This is a genomic window from Nocardia sp. NPDC056952, assembly GCF_042674185.1.
Lineage (GTDB): Bacteria > Actinomycetota > Actinomycetes > Mycobacteriales > Mycobacteriaceae > Nocardia.
In genome coordinates, this window is sequence record NZ_JBHURA010000012.1 from 164,089 (window position 1) to 187,094 (window position 23,006).

At 67.4% G+C, this 23,006-nt stretch carries 25 protein-coding genes and 1 tRNA gene; 17 read left to right on the plus strand and 9 right to left on the minus strand.

Translation table 11 applies throughout. The features are described 5' to 3' along the window. Nucleotides 1-8: 8 nt before the first annotated feature. A complete protein-coding gene (locus ACFTS5_RS30310; protein WP_378637683.1) occupies nt 9-968 on the minus strand; it encodes a TIGR03557 family F420-dependent LLM class oxidoreductase in 960 nt (319 codons plus the stop codon). A 20-nt stretch (nt 969-988) separates the two neighbouring features. Next, nucleotides 989-1,312, minus strand: coding sequence for a plasmid stabilization protein (locus ACFTS5_RS30315; RefSeq protein ID WP_378637686.1), 324 nt, complete (start codon nt 1,310-1,312; stop codon nt 989-991). A 120-nt stretch (nt 1,313-1,432) separates the two neighbouring features. Between ACFTS5_RS30315 and ACFTS5_RS30320 the strand changes: the two genes are divergently transcribed. The 5 genes from ACFTS5_RS30320 to ACFTS5_RS30340 all read left to right on the plus strand — a co-directional run bounded on the left by ACFTS5_RS30320 (nt 1,433) and on the right by ACFTS5_RS30340 (nt 7,254). Continuing rightward, nucleotides 1,433-2,152, plus strand: coding sequence for a rhomboid-like protein (locus ACFTS5_RS30320; RefSeq protein ID WP_378637688.1), 720 nt, complete (start codon nt 1,433-1,435; stop codon nt 2,150-2,152). Nucleotides 2,153-2,336: 184 nt separating this feature from the next. Next, a complete protein-coding gene (locus tag ACFTS5_RS30325; RefSeq protein WP_378637691.1) occupies nt 2,337-3,341 on the plus strand; it encodes a YdcF family protein in 1,005 nt (334 codons plus the stop codon). Nucleotides 3,342-3,456: 115 nt separating this feature from the next. Further along, complete coding sequence (locus ACFTS5_RS30330; RefSeq protein WP_378637694.1) at nt 3,457-4,359, plus strand: metal-dependent hydrolase; 903 nt, start codon at nt 3,457-3,459, stop codon at nt 4,357-4,359. 53 nt (nt 4,360-4,412) lie between these two features. Next, nucleotides 4,413-5,450 carry a PDR/VanB family oxidoreductase gene (locus ACFTS5_RS30335; RefSeq protein ID WP_378637761.1) on the plus strand — a complete coding sequence of 346 codons (1,038 nt, stop codon included), beginning with the start codon at nt 4,413-4,415 and terminating at the stop codon, nt 5,448-5,450. A 31-nt stretch (nt 5,451-5,481) separates the two neighbouring features. After that, complete coding sequence (locus ACFTS5_RS30340) at nt 5,482-7,254, plus strand: SDR family oxidoreductase (RefSeq protein ID WP_378637696.1); 1,773 nt, start codon at nt 5,482-5,484, stop codon at nt 7,252-7,254. Between the two features lie 5 nt (nt 7,255-7,259). On the opposite strand, the gene ACFTS5_RS30345 is transcribed toward ACFTS5_RS30340, so the two are convergent. Continuing rightward, on the minus strand, nt 7,260-7,763 hold the full coding sequence (locus ACFTS5_RS30345; RefSeq protein ID WP_378637698.1) for a hypothetical protein: 504 nt from the start codon (nt 7,761-7,763) through the stop codon (nt 7,260-7,262). A gap of 64 nt (nt 7,764-7,827) precedes the next feature. Here ACFTS5_RS30345 and ACFTS5_RS30350 point away from each other — a divergent pair, with 64 nt between their 5' ends. The 3 genes from ACFTS5_RS30350 to ACFTS5_RS30360 all read left to right on the plus strand — a co-directional run bounded on the left by ACFTS5_RS30350 (nt 7,828) and on the right by ACFTS5_RS30360 (nt 9,729). Beyond that, the gene (locus tag ACFTS5_RS30350; RefSeq protein WP_378637700.1) at nt 7,828-8,193 is read left to right on the plus strand and encodes a hypothetical protein; all 366 of its coding nucleotides are present in this window, start codon (nt 7,828-7,830) and stop codon (nt 8,191-8,193) included. Between the two features lie 90 nt (nt 8,194-8,283). Continuing rightward, entirely contained in the window at nt 8,284-9,288 is a 1,005-nt protein-coding gene (locus ACFTS5_RS30355; RefSeq protein ID WP_378637702.1) for a zinc-binding dehydrogenase, read from the plus strand. A 367-nt stretch (nt 9,289-9,655) separates the two neighbouring features. Further along, nucleotides 9,656-9,729: transfer RNA gene (locus tag ACFTS5_RS30360), tRNA-Ile, on the plus strand. A gap of 263 nt (nt 9,730-9,992) precedes the next feature. Here ACFTS5_RS30360 and ACFTS5_RS30365 read toward each other — a convergent pair. Further along, nucleotides 9,993-10,565, minus strand: a complete 573-nt coding sequence (locus ACFTS5_RS30365; RefSeq protein WP_378637704.1) for a TetR/AcrR family transcriptional regulator — start codon at nt 10,563-10,565, stop codon at nt 9,993-9,995. 120 nt (nt 10,566-10,685) lie between these two features. On the opposite strand from ACFTS5_RS30365, the gene ACFTS5_RS30370 reads away from it, so the two are divergent. Next, complete coding sequence (locus tag ACFTS5_RS30370; protein WP_378637706.1) at nt 10,686-11,705, plus strand: aldo/keto reductase; 1,020 nt, start codon at nt 10,686-10,688, stop codon at nt 11,703-11,705. Nucleotides 11,706-11,712: 7 nt separating this feature from the next. Here the strand turns inward: ACFTS5_RS30370 and ACFTS5_RS30375 are convergent, their stop codons facing one another. The 3 genes from ACFTS5_RS30375 to ACFTS5_RS30385 all read right to left on the minus strand — a co-directional run bounded on the left by ACFTS5_RS30375 (nt 11,713) and on the right by ACFTS5_RS30385 (nt 13,854). Next, nucleotides 11,713-12,492, minus strand: a complete 780-nt coding sequence (locus ACFTS5_RS30375; protein WP_378637708.1) for an ATP-grasp domain-containing protein — start codon at nt 12,490-12,492, stop codon at nt 11,713-11,715. 145 nt (nt 12,493-12,637) lie between these two features. Beyond that, nucleotides 12,638-13,165: a nitroreductase family deazaflavin-dependent oxidoreductase gene (locus ACFTS5_RS30380; RefSeq protein ID WP_378637711.1), complete on the minus strand. Its 528-nt coding sequence runs from the start codon at nt 13,163-13,165 to the stop codon at nt 12,638-12,640. Between the two features lie 68 nt (nt 13,166-13,233). Continuing rightward, nucleotides 13,234-13,854 (minus strand): TetR/AcrR family transcriptional regulator, encoded by a 621-nt coding sequence (locus ACFTS5_RS30385; RefSeq protein WP_378637714.1) that lies wholly within the window; start codon nt 13,852-13,854, stop codon nt 13,234-13,236. 38 nt (nt 13,855-13,892) lie between these two features. On the opposite strand from ACFTS5_RS30385, the gene ACFTS5_RS30390 reads away from it, so the two are divergent. The 7 genes from ACFTS5_RS30390 to ACFTS5_RS30420 all read left to right on the plus strand — a co-directional run bounded on the left by ACFTS5_RS30390 (nt 13,893) and on the right by ACFTS5_RS30420 (nt 20,025). Then, nucleotides 13,893-14,570, plus strand: coding sequence for a hypothetical protein (locus ACFTS5_RS30390; RefSeq protein WP_378637716.1), 678 nt, complete (start codon nt 13,893-13,895; stop codon nt 14,568-14,570). Between the two features lie 91 nt (nt 14,571-14,661). Continuing rightward, complete coding sequence (locus ACFTS5_RS30395; protein WP_378637718.1) at nt 14,662-15,588, plus strand: ABC transporter ATP-binding protein; 927 nt, start codon at nt 14,662-14,664, stop codon at nt 15,586-15,588. After that, nucleotides 15,585-16,388: an ABC transporter permease gene (locus ACFTS5_RS30400; RefSeq protein ID WP_378637720.1), complete on the plus strand. Its 804-nt coding sequence runs from the start codon at nt 15,585-15,587 to the stop codon at nt 16,386-16,388. The genes ACFTS5_RS30395 and ACFTS5_RS30400 overlap by 4 nt, the downstream gene beginning before the upstream one ends. Beyond that, nucleotides 16,385-17,530, plus strand: coding sequence for a sensor histidine kinase (locus ACFTS5_RS30405; RefSeq protein WP_378637723.1), 1,146 nt, complete (start codon nt 16,385-16,387; stop codon nt 17,528-17,530). The genes ACFTS5_RS30400 and ACFTS5_RS30405 overlap by 4 nt, the downstream gene beginning before the upstream one ends. After that, nucleotides 17,527-18,147, plus strand: coding sequence for a response regulator (locus ACFTS5_RS30410; RefSeq protein ID WP_378637725.1), 621 nt, complete (start codon nt 17,527-17,529; stop codon nt 18,145-18,147). The genes ACFTS5_RS30405 and ACFTS5_RS30410 overlap by 4 nt, the downstream gene beginning before the upstream one ends. Before the next feature lie 51 nt (nt 18,148-18,198). Then, nucleotides 18,199-19,419, plus strand: coding sequence for a VWA domain-containing protein (locus tag ACFTS5_RS30415; protein WP_378637728.1), 1,221 nt, complete (start codon nt 18,199-18,201; stop codon nt 19,417-19,419). Nucleotides 19,420-19,536: 117 nt separating this feature from the next. After that, nucleotides 19,537-20,025 carry an FBP domain-containing protein gene (locus ACFTS5_RS30420; RefSeq protein ID WP_378637730.1) on the plus strand — a complete coding sequence of 163 codons (489 nt, stop codon included), beginning with the start codon at nt 19,537-19,539 and terminating at the stop codon, nt 20,023-20,025. Between the two features lie 164 nt (nt 20,026-20,189). Here the strand turns inward: ACFTS5_RS30420 and ACFTS5_RS30425 are convergent, their stop codons facing one another. Next, nucleotides 20,190-20,462, minus strand: a complete 273-nt coding sequence (locus ACFTS5_RS30425) for a hypothetical protein (protein ID WP_101469239.1) — start codon at nt 20,460-20,462, stop codon at nt 20,190-20,192. 205 nt (nt 20,463-20,667) lie between these two features. On the opposite strand from ACFTS5_RS30425, the gene ACFTS5_RS30430 reads away from it, so the two are divergent. Beyond that, nucleotides 20,668-20,958: a hypothetical protein gene (locus ACFTS5_RS30430; protein ID WP_378637732.1), complete on the plus strand. Its 291-nt coding sequence runs from the start codon at nt 20,668-20,670 to the stop codon at nt 20,956-20,958. Here ACFTS5_RS30430 and ACFTS5_RS30435 read toward each other — a convergent pair. Continuing rightward, on the minus strand, nt 20,955-22,808 hold the full coding sequence (locus tag ACFTS5_RS30435; RefSeq protein ID WP_378637735.1) for a TerD family protein: 1,854 nt from the start codon (nt 22,806-22,808) through the stop codon (nt 20,955-20,957). The two genes, ACFTS5_RS30430 and ACFTS5_RS30435, sit on opposite strands and share 4 nt — an antisense overlap. Nucleotides 22,809-23,006 lie beyond the last annotated feature (198 nt).

The following is a 23,006-nucleotide window of genomic DNA, read 5'->3' on the forward strand; positions in this document are numbered from 1 at the left end:
GCGGGCCGTCAGATCTCCGCGCGCAGCAGGGGCGCGAGTTCGCTGCTGTAGAAGTCGAGGAACGCGTCCATGTCGGGTCCCGCGTTCATCAGCACCACATGGTCGAAACCCGCGTCGGCGGCCTTGCGCACCGCCTCGACGTAGCGCTTCGGATCATTGCCGCAGACAAAGGATTCGAGCATGTCGTCCACTCGCACGGTGCTCGACGCGGCGGCGAAGTTCGCCGGATTGGGCAGTTCGCTCATCACCTTCCAGCCACCGGTCGACCACCGGTTGGTCGACAGTGCCGCTTCGGCGCCCGCGCGATCGTCCTCGGCGAAGGCGACCCCCACTTCGACGTAGCGCGGACCGGAGCCACCCTTGTCGTGAAAGGTCCGCACGAGTTCGGGATCGGGTTCGGTGGCGAACAGTCCGTCGCCGAGTTCGGCGGCGATCGCCGCGGCGCTCGGCCCGCCCGCGGCCACCGCGATCACCGGCGGTGTCTCCGGCAGATCGAACACCCGCGCGTCCGACAGCTCCAGAAACTCGCCGTAATAGTTGTGATAGCCGCCGCGCCACAGCAACCGGATGATCTCGAGCGCCTCGCGCAACATCCGCTGACGGATCAGCACCGGCGGGAACTCGTGGCCGACGACGTGCTCGTTGAGCCGCTCGCCCGAACCGATACCCAGGGTGAACCGCCCATCCGAGACCAGGGCGGTGGTGGCGGCGGCCTGGGCGATGATGGCGGGGTGATAGCGGATGATCGGACAGGTCACGCCGGTGGCGAGCCCGATGTCGGTGGTGCTCGCCGCGATCGTGCCCAGGACCGTCCAGGCGAAGGGTGAGTGGCCCTGCTCGTCGAGCCACGGGTGGAAGTGGTCGCTCATCTCGACGAAATCGAAACCGGCCGATTCGGCCCGAACTGCCTGTCGAACAAGCTCTTTCGGGCCGAAAGCCTCGGCCGCCAGTTTGAATCCGAGCTGCATGGCGAACCTTTCGCAGTGGGTCAGCTACGGCCGAGGGCGTTGGCCAGTTCCTGCTTGTTCATCTTGGAACGGCCGTCGATATTGCGGCGGCGGGCCTCGTTGTAGAGCTGATCGCGGGTCTTGCCGCCGCCCTGTGCCCGCTGGCCGCCGCTGCGCTGTGAGGAACCGCTGGATCGCGACGACTTGCTCGACCCCTTGGTCTCGCCGTGCTGGGCGCGCGTCTTGTTGACCGTCCGCGCGGCGATCTCCTCGGCCCTGCCCTCACTGCGGCCGCGGTCGCGCTCGGACTTCTTGATGTCTTTGTACTGCCGTTCGCGCTTGTCACTCCAGGCTTGCTGAGGCATCACATGCTCCGTTCCGGTCGGTGGACGGGTCTGGTTGCCGCCTACCCGGGGATCGGTCGGGGAAACAACCGCCCGGCGAGGATGACCTGAACCGTGATCGAGGACTGGCACACTGGCGTGGTGAGCGCCTCGGGCAGCGTGCGGGCGGCCGCCGCCTCGGCGTGGCGGTGGATTCGCAGCGCCCCCGGCACCTATGTGTGGCTGGCGGCGCTGGGTGTGACCACCGCGATTCAGCAGCGGCTCACGCCGGAGGAAGCCAGAGTCTGGCTCGGGCACCGCTCGACCAATATCGATCGTCTCGGCGACGACCCGATCCGGGTGCTGATCGGCAGCGCGTTCTGGACCGACGGCGGCGGGTGGCTGGTCTACGCGGTGCTGTTCAGCCTCGTGCACGCCAACGCCGAACGGTGGCTCGGGACGTTGCGCTGGCTGGTCGTGGTCGTCCTCGCGCATGTCGGCGCCACGTATCTCAGCCAGGGCGTGCTGCTCTGGGCGATTCGCCACGACAGAGCCCCGGAGCGTGCGGCGTTCGCGCTCGATGTGGGAGTCAGTTACGGGCTGGCCGGTGTAGCCGCCGTCCTCGCCTACCGTGTGTTGCTGCCGTGGCGGGTGCTGTACGTGCTCGGTGTGCTGGCGGTCTGTGTGCCGCCGGTATTCCTGGACCGCACGTTCACCGACGTGGGCCACGCGGGTGCGGCGTTGATCGGCTTCGCGTGCTATCCACTGACGCGAGGGCGGGCCCGCGACTGGGATCCGAGCCCGCGCCTTCGCGGTTTGTGTCTTCGGATCAGACGAAGAAGTCGAAGATCATCCTGGCCGACCTCGGGAAGCAAACGATGACCGTGATCGTTCACCTTCCTTCCGCCCCTATCAGTTACCGCTCAGCTGTTGCGGATGAAGGAATCATCCGGCCGTCATAGTCGCAGGTGAAATGGTTTTTCACTCGCAGATATCGAGGTTGTCCGGTAGGCGTCAGCAATAGCTCGGCGATCTGATTCGCCGGTGCTGCGGTTAGGGTGGCCGGGTGATCTTGCTGGCGATAGGTGTGGTTCTGCTCGGGGTGTTCGCGCTGTGTTTCCGTCAGGAGCGGCGCCGGTTCAGCAACGCGGTGTTGTTGCTGCTCGGAGTTCTGTGTGTCGGCGCCGCGCTGATCGGTTCGGGCGCCGAAGGATCGGGGCCCGAAATACTGGTCTTCTTCGCCCTGGCGCTGTCGCCGCTGCTCGTGCTGGTCCTGGCCGGACTGCTGATGCTCAACGGTGTGGTGATGCTGCGCCGCGAGGGCGTGCGTCCGGCCAACCTGCTCTCCTTCGGTCTCGGCATGGCGCTGCTGGTTCCGTACGCGCTGCTGGTGATGGCGGTGATCGCCGAGTGGGCGGTTCTCGGGGTGTTGCTGCTCGCGGTGGTGCTCGTCGCCGCCTACCTCGGCTTCGTGCTGGTCGCGTTCCTGCTCTATTCGGTCGTCTACGGCGGGGTGACCCGCACCGACGATGCCGTCGCGATCGTGGTGCACGGCTCCGGCCTGCTCGGAGACCGGGTCCCGCCGCTGCTGGCGAGCAGGCTCGACCGCGCGCTGCAGATCTGGCGTGCCGACCGCGCGCACGGCCCCGCGCCGCTGTTGGTGACCAGCGGCGGCAAGGGTTCCGACGAGAAGGTCGCCGAGAGCACGGCGATGGCCGCCTACCTCGTCGAACACGGCGTGCGCGACGACGAGATCCTGCGGGAGGATCGCTCGACGACCACCCGCGAGAACCTGCTGTTCAGCCGGGAACTGCTCGCCAGACAGGGGATCAACAGCCGCATCCTGCTGGTCACGAGCAATTTCCATGTGCTGCGCACCGCGTTGCTCGCCCGTTCGGTCGGGATCGACGCCCAGGCCGTCGGCGCGCCGACCGCGCGCTACTACCTGCCCAGCGCTGTCCTGCGCGAATACGTCGGGATTCTGGCCGAACACAAGGCGATCAACGCCGTGATGTGTGGGTTGCTGGTGGCGGCGCCGGTCGCGCTGGCGATCTTTGGTGCGGCCAACTGACACATTTAGGTGTTACGTACAGTTATGGATAGTTGTATCATCGGAACTACCGAGCAGGACGCAACGTCGCGACCTGGTGCACGGATGCTCGTGCGCGGTTGATCGAGGAGTACCGATGAAGCTATTTCCTTGGGGAAGAGAAAGCCCGGAGATCGATCCGGGCGTGGTGGCATTGCACGCGCGCAATGTCAGCTTCGACTGGTCGGGTGTCGACCTCCAGTGGATGTCGGCGGAACCGATCGCCGGTCACCTGATCAGCGCGCTGAACATGCTGCTGCCCGAGGGCGAGCGCATGTTCATCGAGACCTATCGCGAGGCATTGCCCTACGTCAAGGACGAGAAGCTGCGCGAGGACATGCTCGGCTTCATCGGGCAGGAGGCCATGCACGCGCAGACCCACGGGAAGGTGCTCGACGACGTCTTCACCGCCCACGGCGTCGACGCGAGTCCCTACCTGGCGCAGATGGAATACCTGTTCCGTATCTCGCTCGGCCCGCGCGGCGGCGACGATCGCGCCGGCCGCCAGATGCTGGTCGAGCGGCTCGCCTTCATCGCCTGTCTCGAGCACTTCTTCGCCTGGCTCGGGGACTGGGTGCTCAACGCCGACCTCGAGAAGTTCGGCGCCGACCCGCGGATGGCGGACCTGTTCCGCTGGCACGGCGCCGAAGAGGTCGAACACCGCAATGTCGCCCACGATGTCGCCGAGTACTTCGGGGTCGGCTACGTGCGGCGCTGCGCGTCGATGACGCTGGTGTTCCCGATCTTCCTCATCGTGCTGGTGCGCGGTGCGCGCTTCCTCGTCCAGCAGGATCCGCAGCTGCCGGATCAGGGCTACGCACGGCTGCTCGCCGGCGTGTTCGGCGCGATGTGGCGAGGTGCGCTGCCCGGCGTGCCGTCGCTGCTGGCCAGTGCGCTGTCGACCTTCCAGCCCGGCTACAACCCGCAATCGGTCGGCTCGACGGCGCAGGCGATCGCGTATCTGGCCGCCTCGCCCGGCGCCCGCGCGGCAGCGTCGTGACCACGCGCGACCTCCCCGCCGATCTCTACGGCAGGTACCGCCACGATCCGGCGATGAAGGTCATCGACGCCATCTCGGCCACCCGGTTGCGCTGGAGCGCGCTGGTCAACCGCGGTGATCTGCGCCCACGCGTCGATGATCGCCGCCTGGCCGTGGTGGTGACCGATCGCCGGATCGAAGCGCACGACCAGGACGTGGTGAGTCTTCGCCTCGAAGCACCCGACGGGCGCGTGCTACCGCGCTGGTGGCCCGGGGCGCACCTGGACCTGGAACTACCGTCGGGTCGGCTGCGCCAGTATTCGCTGTGTGGCGATCCCGCCGACGAGCGCGCGTACCGCATCGCTGTGCGCCGCATCCCCGGTGGCGGCGGCGGCTCGATCGAGGTGCACGACGCACTGCCCGTCGGCTCCGGGCTGGTGGTGCGCGGCCCGCGCAACGCCTTCCCGTTCGCCGTGCCCGGCCACGGATCACCGTCGCAGCGCCTGCATTTCGTGGCCGGCGGGATCGGCATCACCCCGATCCTGCCGATGGCCAGGCTCGCGCACCGGCTCGGCGTGCCGTGGACCCTGGTCTACAGCGGACGCAGCCGCGACACCATCCCATTCCTGGACGAGATCGAAGGCTTCGGCGCGAACGTCGTGGTGCGCACCGATGACGAGCACGGTCTCCCCGCCGCGATGGACCTGCTGCCCGATGTCGGGCCCGGCACCGCGGTCTACGCGTGTGGCCCGACCCCGATGACCTCGTCGATCGTCGCCGCGGTGCGCGAGATGGCCGACGTGGAACTGCATTTCGAGCGGTTCTCGCCGCCGCCGATCGTCGACGGCACCCCGTTCGAGATCGAATTCGCGTCCAGTGGTGCGGTGGTGACGGTCGAAGCCGACCGCACCGTGCTGGACACGATCCTCGATTCCCGTCCCGACCAGCCCTACTCGTGCCGGCAAGGCTTCTGTGGCACCTGCGTGGTGCGGGTTCGCTCGGGCGAACCCGACCATCGCGAGACCACGCTGTCCGCTGCCGACCACGCCGAGGGCGCCATGCTGGCCTGCGTATCCCGTTCTCGCGGTGAGCGTTTGGTGCTCGACCTGTGATTTCTCCGCTGGACAAGGAGTCCGAAAGATCATGACGAACGACAGCCCCCAGCCCGCGAACCAGCGCACCGTCCGCAGCGGTGATTTCGACATCGCCGTGTTCGAATACGGCGACCCGGCCGCCGATACCGTCGTGCTCGTGCACGGCTGGCCCGACACCCACCACCTGTGGGACAGGGTGATTCCGCTGCTCACCGAGCGTTTCCACGTGGTCGCCTACGACACCCGTGGCCACGGCGAGTCCACCCGCACCCAGCGCACCGGCGATTTCCGCCTCGACGAACTCGCGCGCGATTTCTACGCCGTGATCGACGTGGTGAGCCCCGATCGTCCCGTGCACGTGCTCGCCCACGACTGGGGTTCGGTGCAGGTGTGGGAGGCGGTGTGTGAACCGCAGGCCACCGAGCGCGTCGCCTCGTTCACCTCGGTCTCGGGCCCCAACCTCGACCACCTCGCCTCCTGGGTGCGTGACCGCCTCTCCCGGCCCACCCTGCGCAATGTGTGGCAGCCGATGACCCAGCTGGCCTCCTCGGCCTACACCTTCTTCTTCATGACTCCCGGGCTGCCGCGCGCGACGTTCAACGCCATCGGTACCGAAAAGCTGTGGCAGCGTGCGGTGTCGATCATGAACGACACCCCCGCCGCCAATGTGAAGCTCGGCCCCACCTTCCGCCGCGACATGGTCGACGGGCTGCTCATCTATCGCGCGAACATCGTGGCGCGCATGCTCTCCCCGCGTGAGCGTCGCACCGAGGTGCCGGTGCAGTTGATCGTGGCAGGACGCGATGTCGCCGTGCGGCCCGCGGGCTACGACGATTCGGGCAAGTGGACCGACCGGCTGTGGCGTCGCGACGTCCCTGCCGGGCACTGGATGCCGTTCTCGCATCCGGAACTCCTCGCGACCGCGACCACCGAGCTCATCGACGCACTCGACGGCGCCGGCGTCTCGCGCGGACTGGCCAGGGCCGAAGTGGGCGCTGCGCGAAGGAAATTCGAACACAAGCTGGTTGTCGTCACCGGTGCGGGCAGCGGCATCGGCCGGGAGACCGCGCTGGCTTTCGCGCGCCTCGGCGCCGAAGTGGTGGTCTCCGATGTCAACGAGCTCGCCGCCAAGGCCACCGCGGAGCTCGTCGCATCCGAAGGTGGTGTGGCGCACTCCTATCCACTCGATGTGTCGAACGAGGACGCGGTGCGCGCGCACGCCGACACGGTGATCGCCGCGCACGGCGTGCCCGATGTGCTGGTGAACAACGCCGGTGTCGGCCAGGCAGGCGGATTCCTCGATACTCCGTCGGAGGAGTTCGACCGCGTACTGCGGATCAACCTCGGCGGTGTCGTCAACGGCTGCCGGGCCTTCGGCGCGGCGATGGCCGATCGCGGGCTCGGCGGGCACATCGTGAACCTGTCCAGCATGGCCGCCTACAGTCCGCAGCGCGACATGGCGGCCTACGCCACCAGCAAGTCGGCGGTCTTCATGTTCTCCGATTGCCTGCGTGCCGAACTGGCCGACCGTGGCATTTCGGTGTCGACCGTGTGCCCGGGCATCGTGCACACGAATATCGTTGCCACCACCCGCATCTCGGGCGTTTCCGCCGCCGAGGAGGCCGCCGCGCAGCAGAAGTTCGACAAGCTGTACGAGCGACGCGGCTACACCCCCGACCGGGTGGCGGCGCAGATCGTGAAGGCCGTGCGGACCGGGCGCGACATCGTGCCGGTGACGCCGGAGTCGTGGGTGCAGTACCGGATCAACCGGATCGCGCCCGGCGCGGTGCGGTTCGCGGCACGCCGGATGAAGCTGGTCTAGATCGGCTACGCCCGGCGCAGTTGCTCCTCTACGGCGGCAACGTGCCGGGCGTCCACGCCCCACGCGTTCTCGACGCCGACCTTGCGGTCCAGGTCCCACAGCACGCACTCTTCATCGGGTCGCGCGACCAGCGACCAGGCGACCACGGTGCGGCCCAGCTGTTCGACCATGGTGCCGTGATTCTGCGTGCTCTCCCCGACGCCCTCGGGGAAATGATGCAGGAAACGTCCGTAAGCCTGCTCGCAGAACCTCGCGTAGAGCTGGGTGCAGAGGATGAAACCGTGCCACGCCTCGTCGACCGCGTGCGAGGGCATCCCGATCACCTGGTCGTCGCGAAGGGCGGCACCGCAGCACCGCAACCATTGGCGCAGACCGGTTTCCACGAGTTCGCGAGGCTGCCAGGGCGAGGTTTTGAAGATCGCTTCGGGGAAGACCAGGGCGGCGACGGTGCGGTCGACGGTGGGAAGGTCGACTTGCCGTCTGCCGGTCCGGGAGAAGGAGAACGCCACAATTCACTGTAAGGCCACTGACGGTGGGGATGCTGTGGCCGGGTTCTGGCGTTAGCCTGCGAACATGGTGTTGACGCTCGTGATCGTGCTCGGTTTCCTGGCGGTGTGTATCGGCGCGGTGGTGACGACCGTCGTGTGGCTGATCCAGAAGTCGACTCAGCCGCAGAACGCGCGCCCGCTGGATCGCCGATGGGTGGCCGGGTCGGCCGGGATGACCGCGTATGTCGACGGGACCTCGGGGCAGCCGTGGGATCCGGGCAGCCCGTCCGGTGGCTGCGGTGGCGGCTCGAACAGCGGTTGCGGCGGGGGGAGCGGCTGCGGTGGCGGGAGCAGCAGTAGCTGTAGCGGTGGAAGCAGCAGCAGTTGTTCCGGTGGGAGTAGCAGCAGCTGTGGAGGTGGCAGCAGTAGCAGCTGTGGCGGCGGGTCCTGATCGTGTGACCTGCGTCCCAGTGCGCTTGACCTGAACTCGACTTCAGGTTTCATCCTTGACTCGTTCGGTCAACACCACGAAGGAGTCGCGATGCGCGCAGTGCAGGTCAAAGAATTCGGTGGGCCCGAGGTTCTGAACCTGGTGGAAGTTCCCACGCCACAACCGGATTCGGTCGAAGTGGTCGTCGACGTCGAGGTCGCCGACGTGATGTTCCTCGATACCCGGCTGCGCAGCGGGTGGGGTCAGGACTACTTCCCGCTGAGCCTGCCCTACGTCCCCGGTGGTGCGATCGGCGGCGTGGTGAGTGCGATCGGCACCGAGGTCGACCCCCGCTGGCTCGGTAAGCGCGTTGTCACCCAGACTGCCGCCAGCGGCATCGGCGGCGGCCTGCCCACCGGCGGTTACGCCGAGAAGTCGCTCGCCAAGGCTGCCACGCTGACCGAGATCCCCGACGGGCTCACCACCGAGCAGGCCGTAGGTCTCGCCCACGACGGCCGGACCGCGCTGGCTGTCTTCGACAGGGCTGCCGTGCAGCCGAATTCGTGGGTATTGATCACCGCCGCCGCGGGCGGCCTCGGCACGCTGCTCATCCAGCTGTCGATCGCGGCGGGCGCGCGGGTTGTCGCCGCGGCGGGCGGACCGGAAAAGCTCGCGCTCGCAACGCGATTGGGTGCGACCGCGGTCGTCGACTACTCCGTCGACGGCTGGGCGGACCGAGCACGTGAGATCACCGGCGGGGGAGCGGCGGTCGTGTTCGACGGTGCGGGTGGCGACATCGGTGGCGCGGCCCTGACTGCCGCCGCCGACGCCGGACTCTTTCTCGGATATGGCTCCGCCGCAGGTGATTTCGCGACGGGCGACACCGATGCCGCTGTTGCGCGCGGTGTCACGGTGCTCGGTCTGTTCGATATCGTCGGCCAGGACGTGGGCTGGGTGGGCATCACTGCCCGCGCTCAGGAAGCGGTCGCCGAGGGTGCGCTGGAAGTTGTGATCGGGCAAACCTTCCCGATCGATCAGGTGCGGCAGGCTCACTCCGCGATCGAGAGCCGTTCCGCCCTCGGCCGTACCTTGTTGACGGTCGGCGCGTCATTGTAACTTATTGTGCGCTGCAACGGAATACACGTTAAGTTATGTTCCGTGCAGGGACTGATAATCATCGCAGTGATAGCTGCGGTTCTGTTGTTGGTAGTTGGAGTCATCAAGTTGGCCAGCAACCCAGGGGGCAACATCGAACGTCGCGAACGCGATGTACGAGCGCGGGGAGGCCAGCGAGCTGAACGCTCGTAAACCCCTACCCCCGGGTGCAGCACCACCACGGCGATCGGTCGCCGCGTCTTCCTCGGAAGCCGCGACCCGGTCGCCGTTCTCGTACCTGCCGACTCGACACGACCACCGCGTCGAGTGGTCAACCCCGCACTCCGCCGGGTACCATGCGACTCGCCCGCGGAGACCCCCGCGGCGAGGGGCGGTAGCTCAGTCGGTTAGAGCCGCGGACTCATAATCCGCTGGTCGTGGGTTCGAGCCCCACCCGCCCCACTTTCCCCTCCTGAACTGCGGTTTCTCCCAGTGGATTCGGGACGGGTCGCCGCCAGGGCCGGGCAGGTCGAGGATGACCGGCCACTTCTCGGCTACCAGGCGCAGGTCCGCCTGGATGAACGCGACACGCTGCTCCGCCCCGATCTCGGCGGCGGCCGCCGGCATCGCTCGGCCCACCTGCGCATTGGTGCCGACGACAACCACCTGCTCACCGCCGCCCAGGTATGTCGGCGCGCGAGGTTCTTGGCCTGCGCTTTGGTCGCCTACTTAACGCCCAGCCCTGAGATGAGGAGGGCGACCATTCGGCGGGGGTGGTAGCGGGGGGTGTTGCCGCCGATGCAGAGGTTGCCGACGGCGCGCAGGAGTTCGTAGGGGTCGGTGCCGGGGGGGATTTCGCCTGCGCCGGCGGCGGCGGTGAGGAGGGTTTCGCAGGTGGGGACGAGGCGGTCGAGGAAGTAGGTGTGGAGGGTTTCGAAGGTGGCGGCGTCGGATTGAAGTGCTTCTGCCAGGCCGTGTTTGGTGGTCAGGAAGTCGACGAACAGGGTCATCCATTCGCCCAGTGCGGCGTGGGGGGAAGCGAGGGCGGCCAGGAGCGTGGGGCCCGCCTCGGCGCACGCTTCGACCTGGTGGCGGTAGACGGCGACGATGAGGTCGGCCCGGGTCGGGAAGTGTCGATAGATGGTGCCTACGCCGACGCCGGCTCGGGTCGCGATCTCGCGGACGGGGACATCGACGCCCGAGGCGATGAAGGCGGCCGCGGCCGCGTCGAGCAGGGCCTGCTGGTTGCGCCGGGCGTCGGCTCGGCGGCTCGGCGGCTCGGTCGGGTTGTCGGCCACGAGACCTCCCTCTTGTTAAACGGAACAGTGTTCCGTATGTTGATTAACGGAACACTGTTCCGCTTGGTTGAGGATGCCAGAGTCGGCGAGCCGAACCAAGCCCATCTGGGAGGAACCGCCATGCAGTACCGCACTCTGGGCCGTACCGGCGTACAGGTCAGCACGCTCGTGCTCGGCGCGATGAACTTCGGCAAGCTGGGAAATTCCACGCAGGACGAGGTCACCGCCATGATCGACGTCGCCATCGACGGCGGCGTCAACCTCATCGACACCGCCGACATGTACGGCCAGGGCGAATCGGAGGAGCTGGTCGGCAAGGCCGTCGCCGGTCGCCGCGACGACATCGTGCTGGCCACGAAGGCGACCATGCCGATGGGCGAGGAGCGCAATCATCGCGGCGGTTCACGCCGCTGGCTCACCACCGCCCTCGACGACAGCCTGCGCCGACTCGACGTCGACCACGTCGATCTCTATCAGATCCACCGCTGGGACCCCGAAACCAGCGATGAGGAAACCCTCTCGGCGCTCACCGATCTTCAGCGTGCGGGCAAGATCCGCTACTTCGGATCCTCGACTTTCCCCGCCTACCGCATCGTGCAGGCGCAGTGGGCGGCCAAAGAACACCATCTGAGCCGCTATGTCGCCGAGCAGCCCAGCTATTCGATCCTGCAGCGCGGCATCGAAACTCACGTCCTGCCGGTCACCGAGGAATACGGTCTCGGCGTGCTCGCCTGGAGCCCGCTGGCCTCGGGATGGCTCTCGGGCGCCATCCGCGCCGACCGCGAGATAACCACCAGCCGTTCGGCATTCATGCCCGACCGGTTCGACACCACCATCCCGGCCAACCGCGCCAAGCTGGCCGCCGTCGAACAACTCGCGGCACTGGCAGACCAGGCGGGCCTGACTCTGATCCAACTCGCCCTGGGTTTCGTCACGGCCCATCCCGCCGTCACCAGCGCCATCATCGGCCCCCGGACCATGAACCACCTGCACGCCCAGCTGGCCGCCGCCGACACCGTCCTGTCACCCGAGATCCTCGACGCCATCGATGCCATCGTGGCCCCTGGCGCCGACCTCGCCCCCCACGAAAAGCACGACACCCCACCATCTCTGCTGGACGCGTCCCTGCGTCGTCGATGAGTTGACGCTAGAATCTCGTGGTGCGTGCCGGCCGCGCCTCGGACGTGAGGAGATCGCGCCATCGGTTCATCAGCAGCGCGGTGTACTGGTCGGCGGTGATGTCGTAGGCGCCGAGGGCGTAGCCGTCGTTGGCCTCGACGAGCGTCGTTTCACCGTTGGCCAGTACGCCGAAATCGATGGCGTAGGCCGTGGGGGCGGTTCCGGAACGGTAGTAGGCACTGACCGCTGATTCGACCGCTTCCATGTTCAGCGGCACGGAGTTGTCACCCTCGTAGTGGTCGACGGCCACGATCTGCCCGCCGATGACGTAGACGCGGTATTCCGACACCCAGGTGACGACCTCGGAGCACCAGACGCGCTGGCGCCGACTGGTATTCCCCCATGCGGCGAAATCGTGTTCCGAGTAGCAGACCGAGCCCGTGAAGGCCTTTCGGCGGTCCGCGGGTTTGACGAAAACCGGTGGGGAGGAGCCGCCGTCCATCGAGCGCTCGATCTCACCCAGTGTCGATGCCCACACCTTCCGTCCGAGGAAGCCGCGAAGCACGTCGGGATAGTCGTCGGGTTGCGGTATCGGGATGCCCAATTGGCGCATCGCGCCGTGCATCGCATCCATGTCCCCGGCGATGAAAATGCCGGGCCCCAACGCCAACTGCCTGCGTTGAATACGCTTCAGGCTGTAGTGACGGACGGGGACGTCGATTCTTGCGAGTCCCTCGGTGAGGAGCTTCTCCTCGTGCCGCATCGGACCCGATCCGGCGTACTGCAGGTAGGCCACCGTAAAACTCATCCCTTGATGATGCCTGTCGACAGCGTCGCGGATTCAGCAAATGGCTGGGAAATTACCTGTGCGCCAGCCGAAGTCCCCGCCGGTCGCCAGTGGATCGGCGTACGGCAGCGGAGGAGACCGACCGGCGATGCTGGTCGGGTGACATCTAGGTGCGCGGGGTGAGGATCACGATCGGGATCTTGCGGTCGCCTGCGTGACGTTGGTAGAAGTCGTAGCTCGGGAAGAACTCGATGAACTTCGGCCACAGCAGGTTTCGTTCCGCGTCGGTGGCTACGCGAGCCCGGACGGGGTGCGACCGGTCGCCGATCCGGATCGTGGTGTCCGGGTTGGCTTTCAGGTTGTGGAACCAGGCGGGGTGAGTCGGTTGGCCGGCTTTGGACGCGGCAAGGGCGATGGTGTCGCCGTCGGCGTGGTACATCAGGGGCGAGGTTCGGTGGGTGCCGGTTCTGGCGCCGACGTGGTCGAGGAGCAGGATTCGGGCGCCGGACCAGGCGGGCAGGTGCCCGCCCACCCGGCCGTTGGTCCAGCGGTACAGGGCCACATGGAGTTTCGTCGATCGGCGGCCCAGGTAGATGCCGCGCTTGGACGCGAATCGGGAGCACGATTCCACCAGCCGTGCCATCGATGACCTCTCGGCGCCACGGCCGGGATCGGTCTTGTTCGGATCACTCACTGCCCCTCCAGTGTTCGTTCTACTACGATCGATAGTAGACAAGTTTCCGGTCGGCCGAGGGCGAATCGTCAAGCGAGGAGTTCGCGGGCGAGGGTGGTGGTCCACCAGGTTTCGACTCGGTCGGGAGACCAGCCTCGTTCGGTGGTGAGGGTGGTGTAGACGTCGATGGTGCACAGGGCGGCGTAGATGTCGACCGAGGTGGGGAGGTCCTCGCGGAGGGTGCCGGGAGGCCAGGAGGTGAAGACCTCGATGCGGGTTCGGTCGGCGCGGTGGCGGGCGTCGAGGTAGGTGGTGGCCAGGGCCGGTTCGGTGCGGCCCGCTTCGCGGATCAGGCCGATGACGTCGGCGGCGCGTTCGTAGAGGCGACGGTCGTAGCCGGCCATGGCGGCCAGCTGGGCTCGGGGGTCGCCTGCGGCGGCCTCCAGGGTGTCGAGCATCCGTGGGGCGTCGGCGGAGAGATCGGCGGCGTCGACTATTGCCTGGATGAGCCCGGTCTTGTTGCCGTAGGCGGAGTAGACGGTGGGAACGGAGACGCCGGCTTCGCGGGCCACGTCGCGGACCGTGGTGGCGGCCCAGCCCTGCTCCACGAACAGCCTGCGGGCGGCCTGGGCGATCTCGGTGCTGGTCGCCTGAGCTTGCAGGGTGCGGCGAAGGGAGTCGTAGCGGCGGCGGGGTGGGTCGGTGGCCATGGGTTCCCCTTTCAGTTTACGGTACCTATATTCAAAATATGAATGATAAATCTAATCTGTCGAGCGGTGCGCGGTTCCAGCAGGTCGCGGGGATCGCCGGTATCGGGTTCGCGCTGGTCATCCTGGGCGCCAATCTGATCTTGGCACCTGCCGGGTTGCCGAAGCCCGGTACCGACTCGCGCACGGCCGTCACGTTCTTCGTCGACCACCGCGACCTCGTGGCGCTGGCGATGGCACCGGTACCGCTGGGCTGGTTCTGTGCCGTGTTGTTCGGCGCCGGTGCACTGGCGGCCCTGCGACCGGCCGAGCGGACGGCGGGGACCGGATGGTCGCTGGTCGGCTTCGCCGGATTGCTGTTGCAGAACGCGACTTTCACAGTGATCGTCGGAATTCGTTATGCCCTAGGCACTTCGAGCGGGGAAGGTGGCGCACTGTGGGCGCTGCACGATGCCCTGCTCGCGCTGAACGGCACCTTCCTCGCGACAGCACTGGTCGGCCTGACGGTCGCGGGCCGGCTCGGCGGGCTCGTCAAGCCATGGCACGCGGCCATCGGATTCCTCGCCGCCGCACTGCAATTCACCGCGGCGACCATCACGCCCCTGATCATCGACCACGACGGCCCGCTCGGTCTCATCGGCCTGTCCGGCTGGCTGCTGTGGTCGGCCTGGTTCATCGCCTACGGCGTGGCGCTCCTACGCACAGCCGCAGTCCGATGACTTATGTCATGGCTTACCCATGTGAATCCCATCGGGGATCGGTGACTGCGCTTACTACTGGCGATGCCCCGCGTCGACCACCGTAGAAGGCATGAGAAACACAGACGTCATCACCGCACGCGGGCTGCGCCGAACCTACGGCCGCGGCGACGACGCGTTCGAAGCCGTCAAAGGCGTGGACCTCGAGGTGCGCGAAGGGGAGGTGTTCGCCCTGCTCGGAACCAACGGCGCGGGAAAGACTTCCACCCTCGACATGCTGGAGGGGCTCATCGCCCCCTCGGCGGGCGAGGTCGAAGTCTTCGGCCTCGACCCGCTCCGGCACCGCGACCAGGTGCGCCCGAGGGTCGGCATCATGTTGCAGTCGGGCGGGTTGCCCGCCGAGCTGACCGTCGCCGAGACGCTCGAAATGTGGCGCGGAACGTGTACCGCACCGACCACCGCCGAGGCGGTCTTGGCGCAGGTCGGCCTGACCGACCGATCCGGGGTACGGGTCGGCTCGCTGTCGGGTGGTGAGCAGCGCCGCGTCGACCTGGCCTGCGCCCTGCTCGGACAGCCGCGCCTGCTGTTCCTCGACGAACCGACCACCGGCCTCGATCCGGAAAGCCGGCGGGGGACATGGCAATTGCTCGCCGACCTCAAAGCGTCGGGGGTGACGATGGTCCTCACCACGCACTACCTGGACGAGGCCGAAGCGCTCGCCGATCAGATCGCGATCATGCACAAGGGCGCGATCGCCCGCAGGGGCACGCTGCGCGACATCGTCGACGACCATCCGGCGCGGATCGCCTTCGATCACCCCGGCCTGCCCGTACCGCAGTTGCGCGGCGCCCGCGTCGACGCGCAAGCGCGAGTCACCATCAGCACCAACGATCTCCAAGGTCACCTGTTCGAGCTGCTCGGCTGGGCCCGCGAAGCGGGCGTGCGCCTGACCGGACTCGAAGCGCGCGCCGCATCCCTGGAATCGGTCTTTCTCGATATCGCCGAGGCAACCACTCCCACCTTGATCGGAGCACGATGACCACCGCCCTGCCCGCCGCCGGATTTCGCCGTCGACCACTCACCGCGCTCGCCACGGCGGAGTGGCTGCAGTTCCGGCGCAACAAGACTCTCGTCTACATGGCGACGGTCTTCCCGATCGGAATTCCGCTGGCCAGCTACTTCATCGCCCGCAAAGACGCCGAGCCCACAGCGGCGATGGCGGCGGTGACCTTCGAATTGCTGGCGCTGCTCACCCTGCTGTTCGTGCAGTACTACTCGGTGCTGTCGATGGTGACCACCCGCCGTAGCGAAGGCGTCCTGAAACGGTTGCGCACGGGCGAGGCCGCCGACTGGCTCGCTCCGGCCGTCCCAGGCGCCATCATGACGCTCGCGTGCACCGCCGTCATCACCGCGGTGGTCTACGGCACCGGCGCCCCCGCGCCCGTCAACCCACTGGCGATCGTGGTAGCACTCGTCGGCGGGACAGTGCTGTTCTCACTGCTCGCCCTGGCGACCAGCGCGTACACCAAGAACGCCGAGGCCGCGCAGATCACCTCACTGCCGGTGATGATCATCGCGATGCTCGGCATGTCCTCGATCCGCGGTGTGCTGCCCGATCGGCTGGCGCAGGCGGCCGACTGGACCCCGTTCGCCGCCGTCTCCGACCTCATCTCCCTCGGCACCTCGGGCACGCTGTCGTCGTTCGCCGAATCCGACGCCGCGCTCGGCTTCGCCGACACCGTCACCGAATCCGGCCGGCCGTTTGCGACACTGGCGCTATGGACCGTGCTGGCGCTCGTGCTGACCCGCAAGAGCTTCCGCTGGGACGACCGCGGGTGACGCGCGCGACCGCCTGGTGGCATGAGCTGTCGGGAGCCGCCAAGTTCCGGCTCTACACCCGGCTCTCGTTCCAGGCGGTGATCGCCGTGCTCGTCGTCGCGCTGGCGATCAGTGCCGAGTCGGTGCCATCGGTGCTCGGGATCGTCGCCGGTGGCATCGCGGCGGGGTTCGCGTTGGAGGCACAACCCGCTTTCGCCACCGTTCCCGGTGTGGTGGCAAGGCCGCGGATGTTGCCCGTCGCCATCGTGATGCTGGTCGCGCTGTGGGCGATCAGCGGGCTCGTCGCCCGCGTGGCCACCGACGAGGCGACCGTCCTCAGCGCGCGCACGGTGGGTGTGTCCGCGGTGTTCATGGCGATCTTCTCCGTCATCCCGTTCACTCGTCACAAGTGGTGGATCCTGGTCGTTCTCAGCGCGGCCACTCCGCTGGTGGTCTTCGGCACGCCACTGGGCGCGGGCCTTCGAGGCGCGGCGGCGTTTCTGTGCACCGGGGTCTTCGCGATCGTGTTGACGCGGCTCACCGTGTGGGGTCTGGGAATCATCGACGAGTTGGAGCGAACCAAAGGTGTCGAGGCGCAACTGCAGGTCGCCGAGGAACGGCTGCGCTTCTCGCGCGATCTCCACGATGTCGTGGGACGCGGCTTCTCGGCCATCGCGGTGAAAAGCGAACTGGCGGTGGCACTGTCACGGGCAGGCGACATCGATCGAGCGACCGCGGAAATGGACGAGGTCAGAACACTGGCGGTCGAATCGATGGGGCAGATGCGCACCCTGGTGCGCGGCTACCGCAATATCGACCTGCGCGGGGAGGTGGCCGGGGCGCGATCACTGCTGTCGGCGGCGGGTTGCGCACTCGTCGTGGAGGGTGACGCGGCCAAGGTGCCCGCGGCGTTTCATGAAGTCGCGGCCTGGGTGGTCCGGGAAGGCACAACCAATATCGTCGAACACTCGGCCGCGACCACCGCGACCCTCGCACTCGGCGGGTCCGGTATGTCGCTGCGCAACGACCGACCGCAGGGCGCGATCGGTGAACGATCCGGGCTGCGCGGCCTCGGCGAACGACTCGCCGCTGTCGGCGCGACCCTCGACGTCGCCACCTCCGGCGACGAATTCGCCCTCGAAATCCATTGGGAGAAGCAGTGATTCCCGTATTCCTCGCCGACGACGAGACCCTCATCCGCGCCGCCATGGCGACGATGCTCGGCCTGGAGCCCGATCTGGAGGTCGTCGCCCACGTCGGCTCCGGTGCGGAACTCGTCGCCGCGTGGCGCCGCAGGGCCGAGGACGGCGAACCGGGCGCGGTCGCGGTCATCGATCTGCAGATGCCGGGCATCGACGGCATCGACACCGCCGTCGAACTGCTCCGAATCACTCCTGGTGCGGGCACTTTGATCGTCACCAGTCATGGCAGGCCCGGTTATCTCAAGCGCGCTCTCGCGGCCGGTGTGCGCGGATTCCTGCCCAAGACGACCTCCGCGGCGACGCTGGCCGAGGTGATCCGGTCGGTGCACAACGGTGGCCGATATGTCGATCCCGAGCTCGCGGCCGAAGCCATCAGCGCGGGCGACACCGTCCTCACCGCCCGCGAGGCCGACGTCCTCGAATTCGCCGCCGACGGCGCCTCCGTGGAGGACATCGCCAAACGCGCACACCTGTCCCCGGGTACCACCCGCAACTACCTGTCCTCGGCGATGACCAAGCTCGGGGTGTCCAATCGCTACGAAGCCGCCCTCAAAGCGCGCGAGAAGGGCTGGATCTAGCCCGTATTCGCCTAGGGTGTGGGGCATTACGGTGCGATGAGAGGGATGGCGATGGCTGCTGCGCTGGTCAAGGGACAGAATGCGGGCTTGGCTTCGGGGGAGGTGGTGCTGTCGGTTCGCGGCGGCGTGGCCGCCGACCTCTCGGCACTGCTGGTGACCGACGCGGGAAAGGTGCGTTCGGACGCGGACTTCGTCTTCTTCAATCAGCCGCAGGCGCCGGGTGTTCGGCTCCACGGTGCCGGGCTCGAGGTGTCACTCGGCGCCGTACCGGTCGAGATCGCGCAGATTCGCGCCGTGATCACTGTCGCGGCAGAGGGGGATACGTTCGGCGGCGCCACGTCGCCGGTGGCCTCGGTCGCCGACCGCGCGGGGAATGTGCTGCACGAGTATGTGATCGACGGACTCGGTCGTGAGTCGGTGGTGATCGCGCTCGAGCTGTATCGCCGGGGTGACCAGTGGAAAGTCCGTGCCGTCGGACAAGGCTACGCGGGCGGATTCGCCGACCTGGTCACCGACCACGGGGTGAGCGTCGACGAGCCGGAAGCGGTAGTGGAAGTTCGGACGGTTCCCGGCGAGGCGGCGCTGTCGTTCGAGAAGCGGCAGCGGCTGGACATGCGCAAGCGCGAAGTCGCGAAGGTGCTGCTCGACAAGAGCGCGTTCGGCGCCAGGGCGCGGGTGGTGCTGGTGATCGACAAGACCGGCAGCATGGAGAAGATGTATCGCGCCGGGACGGTGCATCGGGTCGTCGAGCGAATGATCCCGGTCGCCACGCAACTCGATGACGACGGCGTACTCGAGGCCTACCTCTACGCGCTCAGCTACGTGAAACTGCCCGATATCACCGTCGAGGGCGGGGAGCAGTGGGCGCACACCTATCTTCATCTCAAGGGCACGCACCAGGGCGTCGACTACAACGCCATCGGCGGCCGCAACGACGAACTGCCGATCATGCGGGCGGTCATCGACACCCTCGCCGAGCCCACCCTCGTCCTGTTCTTCACCGACGGTGGCTTCGCGAAGAAGCGCGAGATCGCGGCCCTGATGCGCGAGGCCGCCCACCTGCCCGCCTTCTGGCAGTTCATCGGCCTCGGCACAGCCAACTTCGGTGTCCTGCGCACCCTCGACGAACTCGACGGCCGCGTCGTGGACAACGCGGGCTTCTTCGCCCTCGACGACATCGACCAGATCAGCGACGCCGAGCTGTACGGGAGGCTGCTCGGTGAGTTCCCCGACTGGCTGCGCGCCGCGCGGGCCGCGGGGATCCTCCGCTGACAGCCGGGCCATCGGCGGGGATGCTCGTCACCGGCGGCCGGAAAACAGGTTGTCTCCGCAGGTGGGGATCGTTAGCGTGTCTACCGTTTGCAGTACGCAGACTGGAAGGAGCAACGCATGGAACCCATTACCGAACGCGATATCAGGTCGTCGTTCGTCAACTGTTCGAAGGGCGACGCCAAGCGCTTGAATGTGCCGCGTGACCTGGTCGAACGCCCCTGGGAGGATCTCGACTTCCTCGGCTGGACCGACCCCTCGTACGCGGGGCGCTGTTATATCTCGGTGCCGCGGGAGGACGGGCTGGTCAGCGTCGCGTTGCGGCACGAGACCGGCGGGTCGGGCAAGACACAGATGTGCACGATCTGCCTCACCACGCACTCCGGCGGCGGCGTTTCGCTGATGACCGCGAGCAAGACGGGCGAGTCGGGGCGTAAAGGCAACACGGTCGGTAGCTACATGTGCACCGATCTGGCCTGCTCGCTGTACGCGCGCAACAAGAAGCGGCCGTCGATGGGCAGCCGGTATCGCGAGGATCTGACCCCGGAGGAGAAGGCCCAGCGAGTGGTGGAAAACCTGAACGCCTTCGTGGACCGGCTCTACACCTAGCCGACCCGAACCACCGAACGACAGGAGGTAGATGCTGTGCGCCGACACTCGAGAGTTCAGCTGACCCGAGTTCTGTTGAACCCCAACAGAACTCGGGTCGAAGCGTTTCTGGCCGGTCGAGTCGGCCCGGGCTGATCCCGGACCGTCCCGAGCGGAGCAGGAACCTAGAGCATCGCGTTCATGATGGTGCCCGCGCTGGTGGCGACGACGCCGCCGATCATCGCGCCCGCGACCATCTTCGGTGACTCCATGGAGCTGCCGGTCCACTTCTCCCAGGCGAATTTTCCGCCCGCGACAGTGATGGCGATGATGCCGGACAACAAGATGAACCAGGTCAGGTACCTGACCAGCTGCATGATCTTGTCCGCCAGAGGCGGTGCTTCGGGGGTCGGATTGCCGATCTGCGCCAAGGTATCGGTGACGGCGGCCAGGAGCATGGGGTCTCACTCGGTATCTCGGAGGAACGGGACGACGATGAACTCTGCACTGATGGTATCCGGTCATCTGTCACCGTGTCGGTGCCCATCCGACCGAACCGATCGGTTTTGTTGGTGTGCAGGGGGTTCGCGCCCGTATCCTGGACCACGATCGAATACGGCAGGGCTGGAACGCAGTTCGCGTCACGCGATAGGGGAGCAGGCTATGAGCATCATTCTGACGTCGATGGCCGACACCATCACCACGTATGCGCAGATCGGCAATCCCTCGCCGGAAGCGCCTCCGCTGTCGGACAAGATCATGAAAATGGTTCAGTACCTGACCTGGTTCATGATTCTGTCGGGTGTGCTCGCCATCACTGTCGCCGGTGGAAAGTTCGCCTGGGAGAAGTGGAACGGTAGTGCGATGGAGTCGCCGAAGATGATCGCGGGCGCGATGATCGGCGGCGTCGTCGCCACCAGTGGCGGCACCATCATGAACGCGATTCTCGGTTAGATCCGCGCGCCCTTGGCGCGATTGCAGGCCCGGCACAGGATCTGCAGGTTCGTCACGCTCGTCGCACCACCGCGGCTGAGCGGGATGATGTGGTCGAACTCCAGGTAGTGGCCGTCACCGCATTCGACGCACGCGCCACCGTCGCGCTGCCACACCTGGGCTTTCACATCCTGGGGGATGCTGCGGCTGTCGAGCTGGCCCGGCGTCAGGACCAGACGTTTCGATACGCGCAGTGCGCCTTCCAATGCTGCCGCCACATAGTCGGGGTCGGCGACGCCGAAGGTCGCGCCGCCGCGCGCCGAGGTCGCCGCGAGCACGACGGTGCCGTGCTCGGGGTGCACCGACACCACCCGGTTCCACGGCAGCTCGATGCCGGTGCCGTGGCCGACGAAACGCAGCTTCTTGGAACTGCCGATCAGGCGACCCTCGGTGTTGCGTGGGCCGCGCGCGAGCATGCGGACGTGGACGGCGGGCAGATCGAGGTGCACGCGTTCGTCGGGGTCCAGGTGCAGACCGGGGGTGTTGACGGTGGGCAGTTCGCCGGCGCGCAAGCGGGACAGGGTGCGGCCGCGATGCATTCGGCGACGCAGATCGTCGACGATGCCGCCGGACAGCGCCAGCTCGCTGACCACGTGTTCGAAGGCGTCCAGTTCCTCGGCGAACACCTCACCGTCGGCGAAGGCGAAGGCGACCATCCGCTCGACCTGGGTCAGACCCGCCTCGCGCAGCAGTGTTCGGCCGCGCTCCTCGTCGATGCGCTGGAAGCGCAGAGCGGCCCACACCTCGGTCCATTCCACCGACATCGTGCCGGGACCCGCGAGGACGCGCCTGGCCCGGTTGCGCCAGTGCGTGAGGAACTCCTCGATTTCGGCGGCGCAGTTCTTGCACGGTCCGTGCCCACCGAACAGCTTGCGCCGCAGCGGGCTACCACAGCGGGTACAGCGGGTTCGGTGATCGTGGATGTGCGGGTGGACGCTCGAGGTCCACTCGTCGCCGTCCCACCAGCGGAGTTGATCGGGGGTTTCCGGGTCCGGGTGCCAGTCGGCGACCTCCGGGTCGGCCGGTGGCGGGGGCGGTACGTCGATGACGCGGCGGGACAGGGCCGGTGGGCGCGTCGACGTCGGTCCGTCGTGTCGGGCTGCGGCGGGATTCGGAGACTCGGGGGACGACCAGTTCGCCCGGTGATCGGCGTCGGGCAGATCGGCAGAAGACGCGTCGTGCCGTGACGGCACACTCGCGAATCGTGCGCGATCGACGGAGCGCGCGGCGGCGTCAGCGGCGGCCCCATTCGGTCGCGCGGGTACCCGCGAGCTGTCGTCGGGCGTGATGCTGGGACGTCCGGTGGCCGGCTCGTCGACCGTGACCCCGAATTCACTGGCGAGTCCGGCCAGCCCGCCCGACCAACCCTGGCCGATCGCGCGGAACCGCCACTGGCCGTCGCGGCGATAGAACTCGCCGAACATCATCGCCTGGACGTCTTCGATACCGTCGATGGTGAACTGGGCGATCGGGCCGTCGGCGGCGTGCACGGTCAAGGTGAGGTCGCAGAGCTGGTCGAAGGTGGCGTCGTCGAGGGACGCGCTGATGACGATGCGCGCCACCTCGGGTTCGGTGCGGGGCAGTGAGATGCTCAGCCGCGCGGTGCCGGGGGCGGGTTCCTGGTCGAGGGTCACCGCCTGGGAGGCGTGCCGGGGCGCGTTGAAGAAGACGAAATCCCGGTCGGCGCGGACCAGGCCCGACTCGGTGACCAGCAGGGCATGCGCGTCTACGGTATGCGCCGACCGCCATGAAACGACCACGGCGAGAAGCGATGTCGGTACCGGCGCGTGCGCACCCTTGCGTAGTTCCATGGTGCTCGCATGATGTCATGGGGGTCCGACAGGGTTTTGGTGCTGGGTGGTGGAGTGGTCGGGGCGTGCGGGGATTCGGGGGTTCGGTAGTCCCAGAACGGTGAACGCTGTGTTGTTGGCGCGCTGGCGCGCGCGTGTCCGCGGCCCTGAGGGGCCGCCGGTCAGGCACCGGTGCTTGCTCCTTCGTCGCCTACGCAC

Coding starts and splice junctions, on each gene's coding strand:
- ACFTS5_RS30310 (WP_378637683.1), bottom strand. CDS start 968: ATGCAGCTCGGATTCAAACTGGCGGCCGAGGCTTTCGGCCCGAAAGAG.
- ACFTS5_RS30315 (WP_378637686.1), bottom strand. CDS start 1,312: ATGCCTCAGCAAGCCTGGAGTGACAAGCGCGAACGGCAGTACAAAGAC.
- ACFTS5_RS30330 (WP_378637694.1), top strand. CDS start 3,457: ATGAAGCTATTTCCTTGGGGAAGAGAAAGCCCGGAGATCGATCCGGGC.
- ACFTS5_RS30335 (WP_378637761.1), top strand. CDS start 4,413: ATGAAGGTCATCGACGCCATCTCGGCCACCCGGTTGCGCTGGAGCGCG.
- ACFTS5_RS30340 (WP_378637696.1), top strand. CDS start 5,482: ATGACGAACGACAGCCCCCAGCCCGCGAACCAGCGCACCGTCCGCAGC.
- ACFTS5_RS30350 (WP_378637700.1), top strand. CDS start 7,828: ATGGTGTTGACGCTCGTGATCGTGCTCGGTTTCCTGGCGGTGTGTATC.
- ACFTS5_RS30355 (WP_378637702.1), top strand. CDS start 8,284: ATGCGCGCAGTGCAGGTCAAAGAATTCGGTGGGCCCGAGGTTCTGAAC.
- ACFTS5_RS30370 (WP_378637706.1), top strand. CDS start 10,686: ATGCAGTACCGCACTCTGGGCCGTACCGGCGTACAGGTCAGCACGCTC.
- ACFTS5_RS30375 (WP_378637708.1), bottom strand. CDS start 12,492: ATGAGTTTTACGGTGGCCTACCTGCAGTACGCCGGATCGGGTCCGATG.
- ACFTS5_RS30385 (WP_378637714.1), bottom strand. CDS start 13,854: ATGGCCACCGACCCACCCCGCCGCCGCTACGACTCCCTTCGCCGCACC.
- ACFTS5_RS30390 (WP_378637716.1), top strand. CDS start 13,893: ATGAATGATAAATCTAATCTGTCGAGCGGTGCGCGGTTCCAGCAGGTC.
- ACFTS5_RS30395 (WP_378637718.1), top strand. CDS start 14,662: ATGAGAAACACAGACGTCATCACCGCACGCGGGCTGCGCCGAACCTAC.
- ACFTS5_RS30400 (WP_378637720.1), top strand. CDS start 15,585: ATGACCACCGCCCTGCCCGCCGCCGGATTTCGCCGTCGACCACTCACC.
- ACFTS5_RS30415 (WP_378637728.1), top strand. CDS start 18,199: ATGGCTGCTGCGCTGGTCAAGGGACAGAATGCGGGCTTGGCTTCGGGG.
- ACFTS5_RS30420 (WP_378637730.1), top strand. CDS start 19,537: ATGGAACCCATTACCGAACGCGATATCAGGTCGTCGTTCGTCAACTGT.
- ACFTS5_RS30425 (WP_101469239.1), bottom strand. CDS start 20,462: ATGCTCCTGGCCGCCGTCACCGATACCTTGGCGCAGATCGGCAATCCG.
- ACFTS5_RS30430 (WP_378637732.1), top strand. CDS start 20,668: ATGAGCATCATTCTGACGTCGATGGCCGACACCATCACCACGTATGCG.
- ACFTS5_RS30435 (WP_378637735.1), bottom strand. CDS start 22,808: ATGGAACTACGCAAGGGTGCGCACGCGCCGGTACCGACATCGCTTCTC.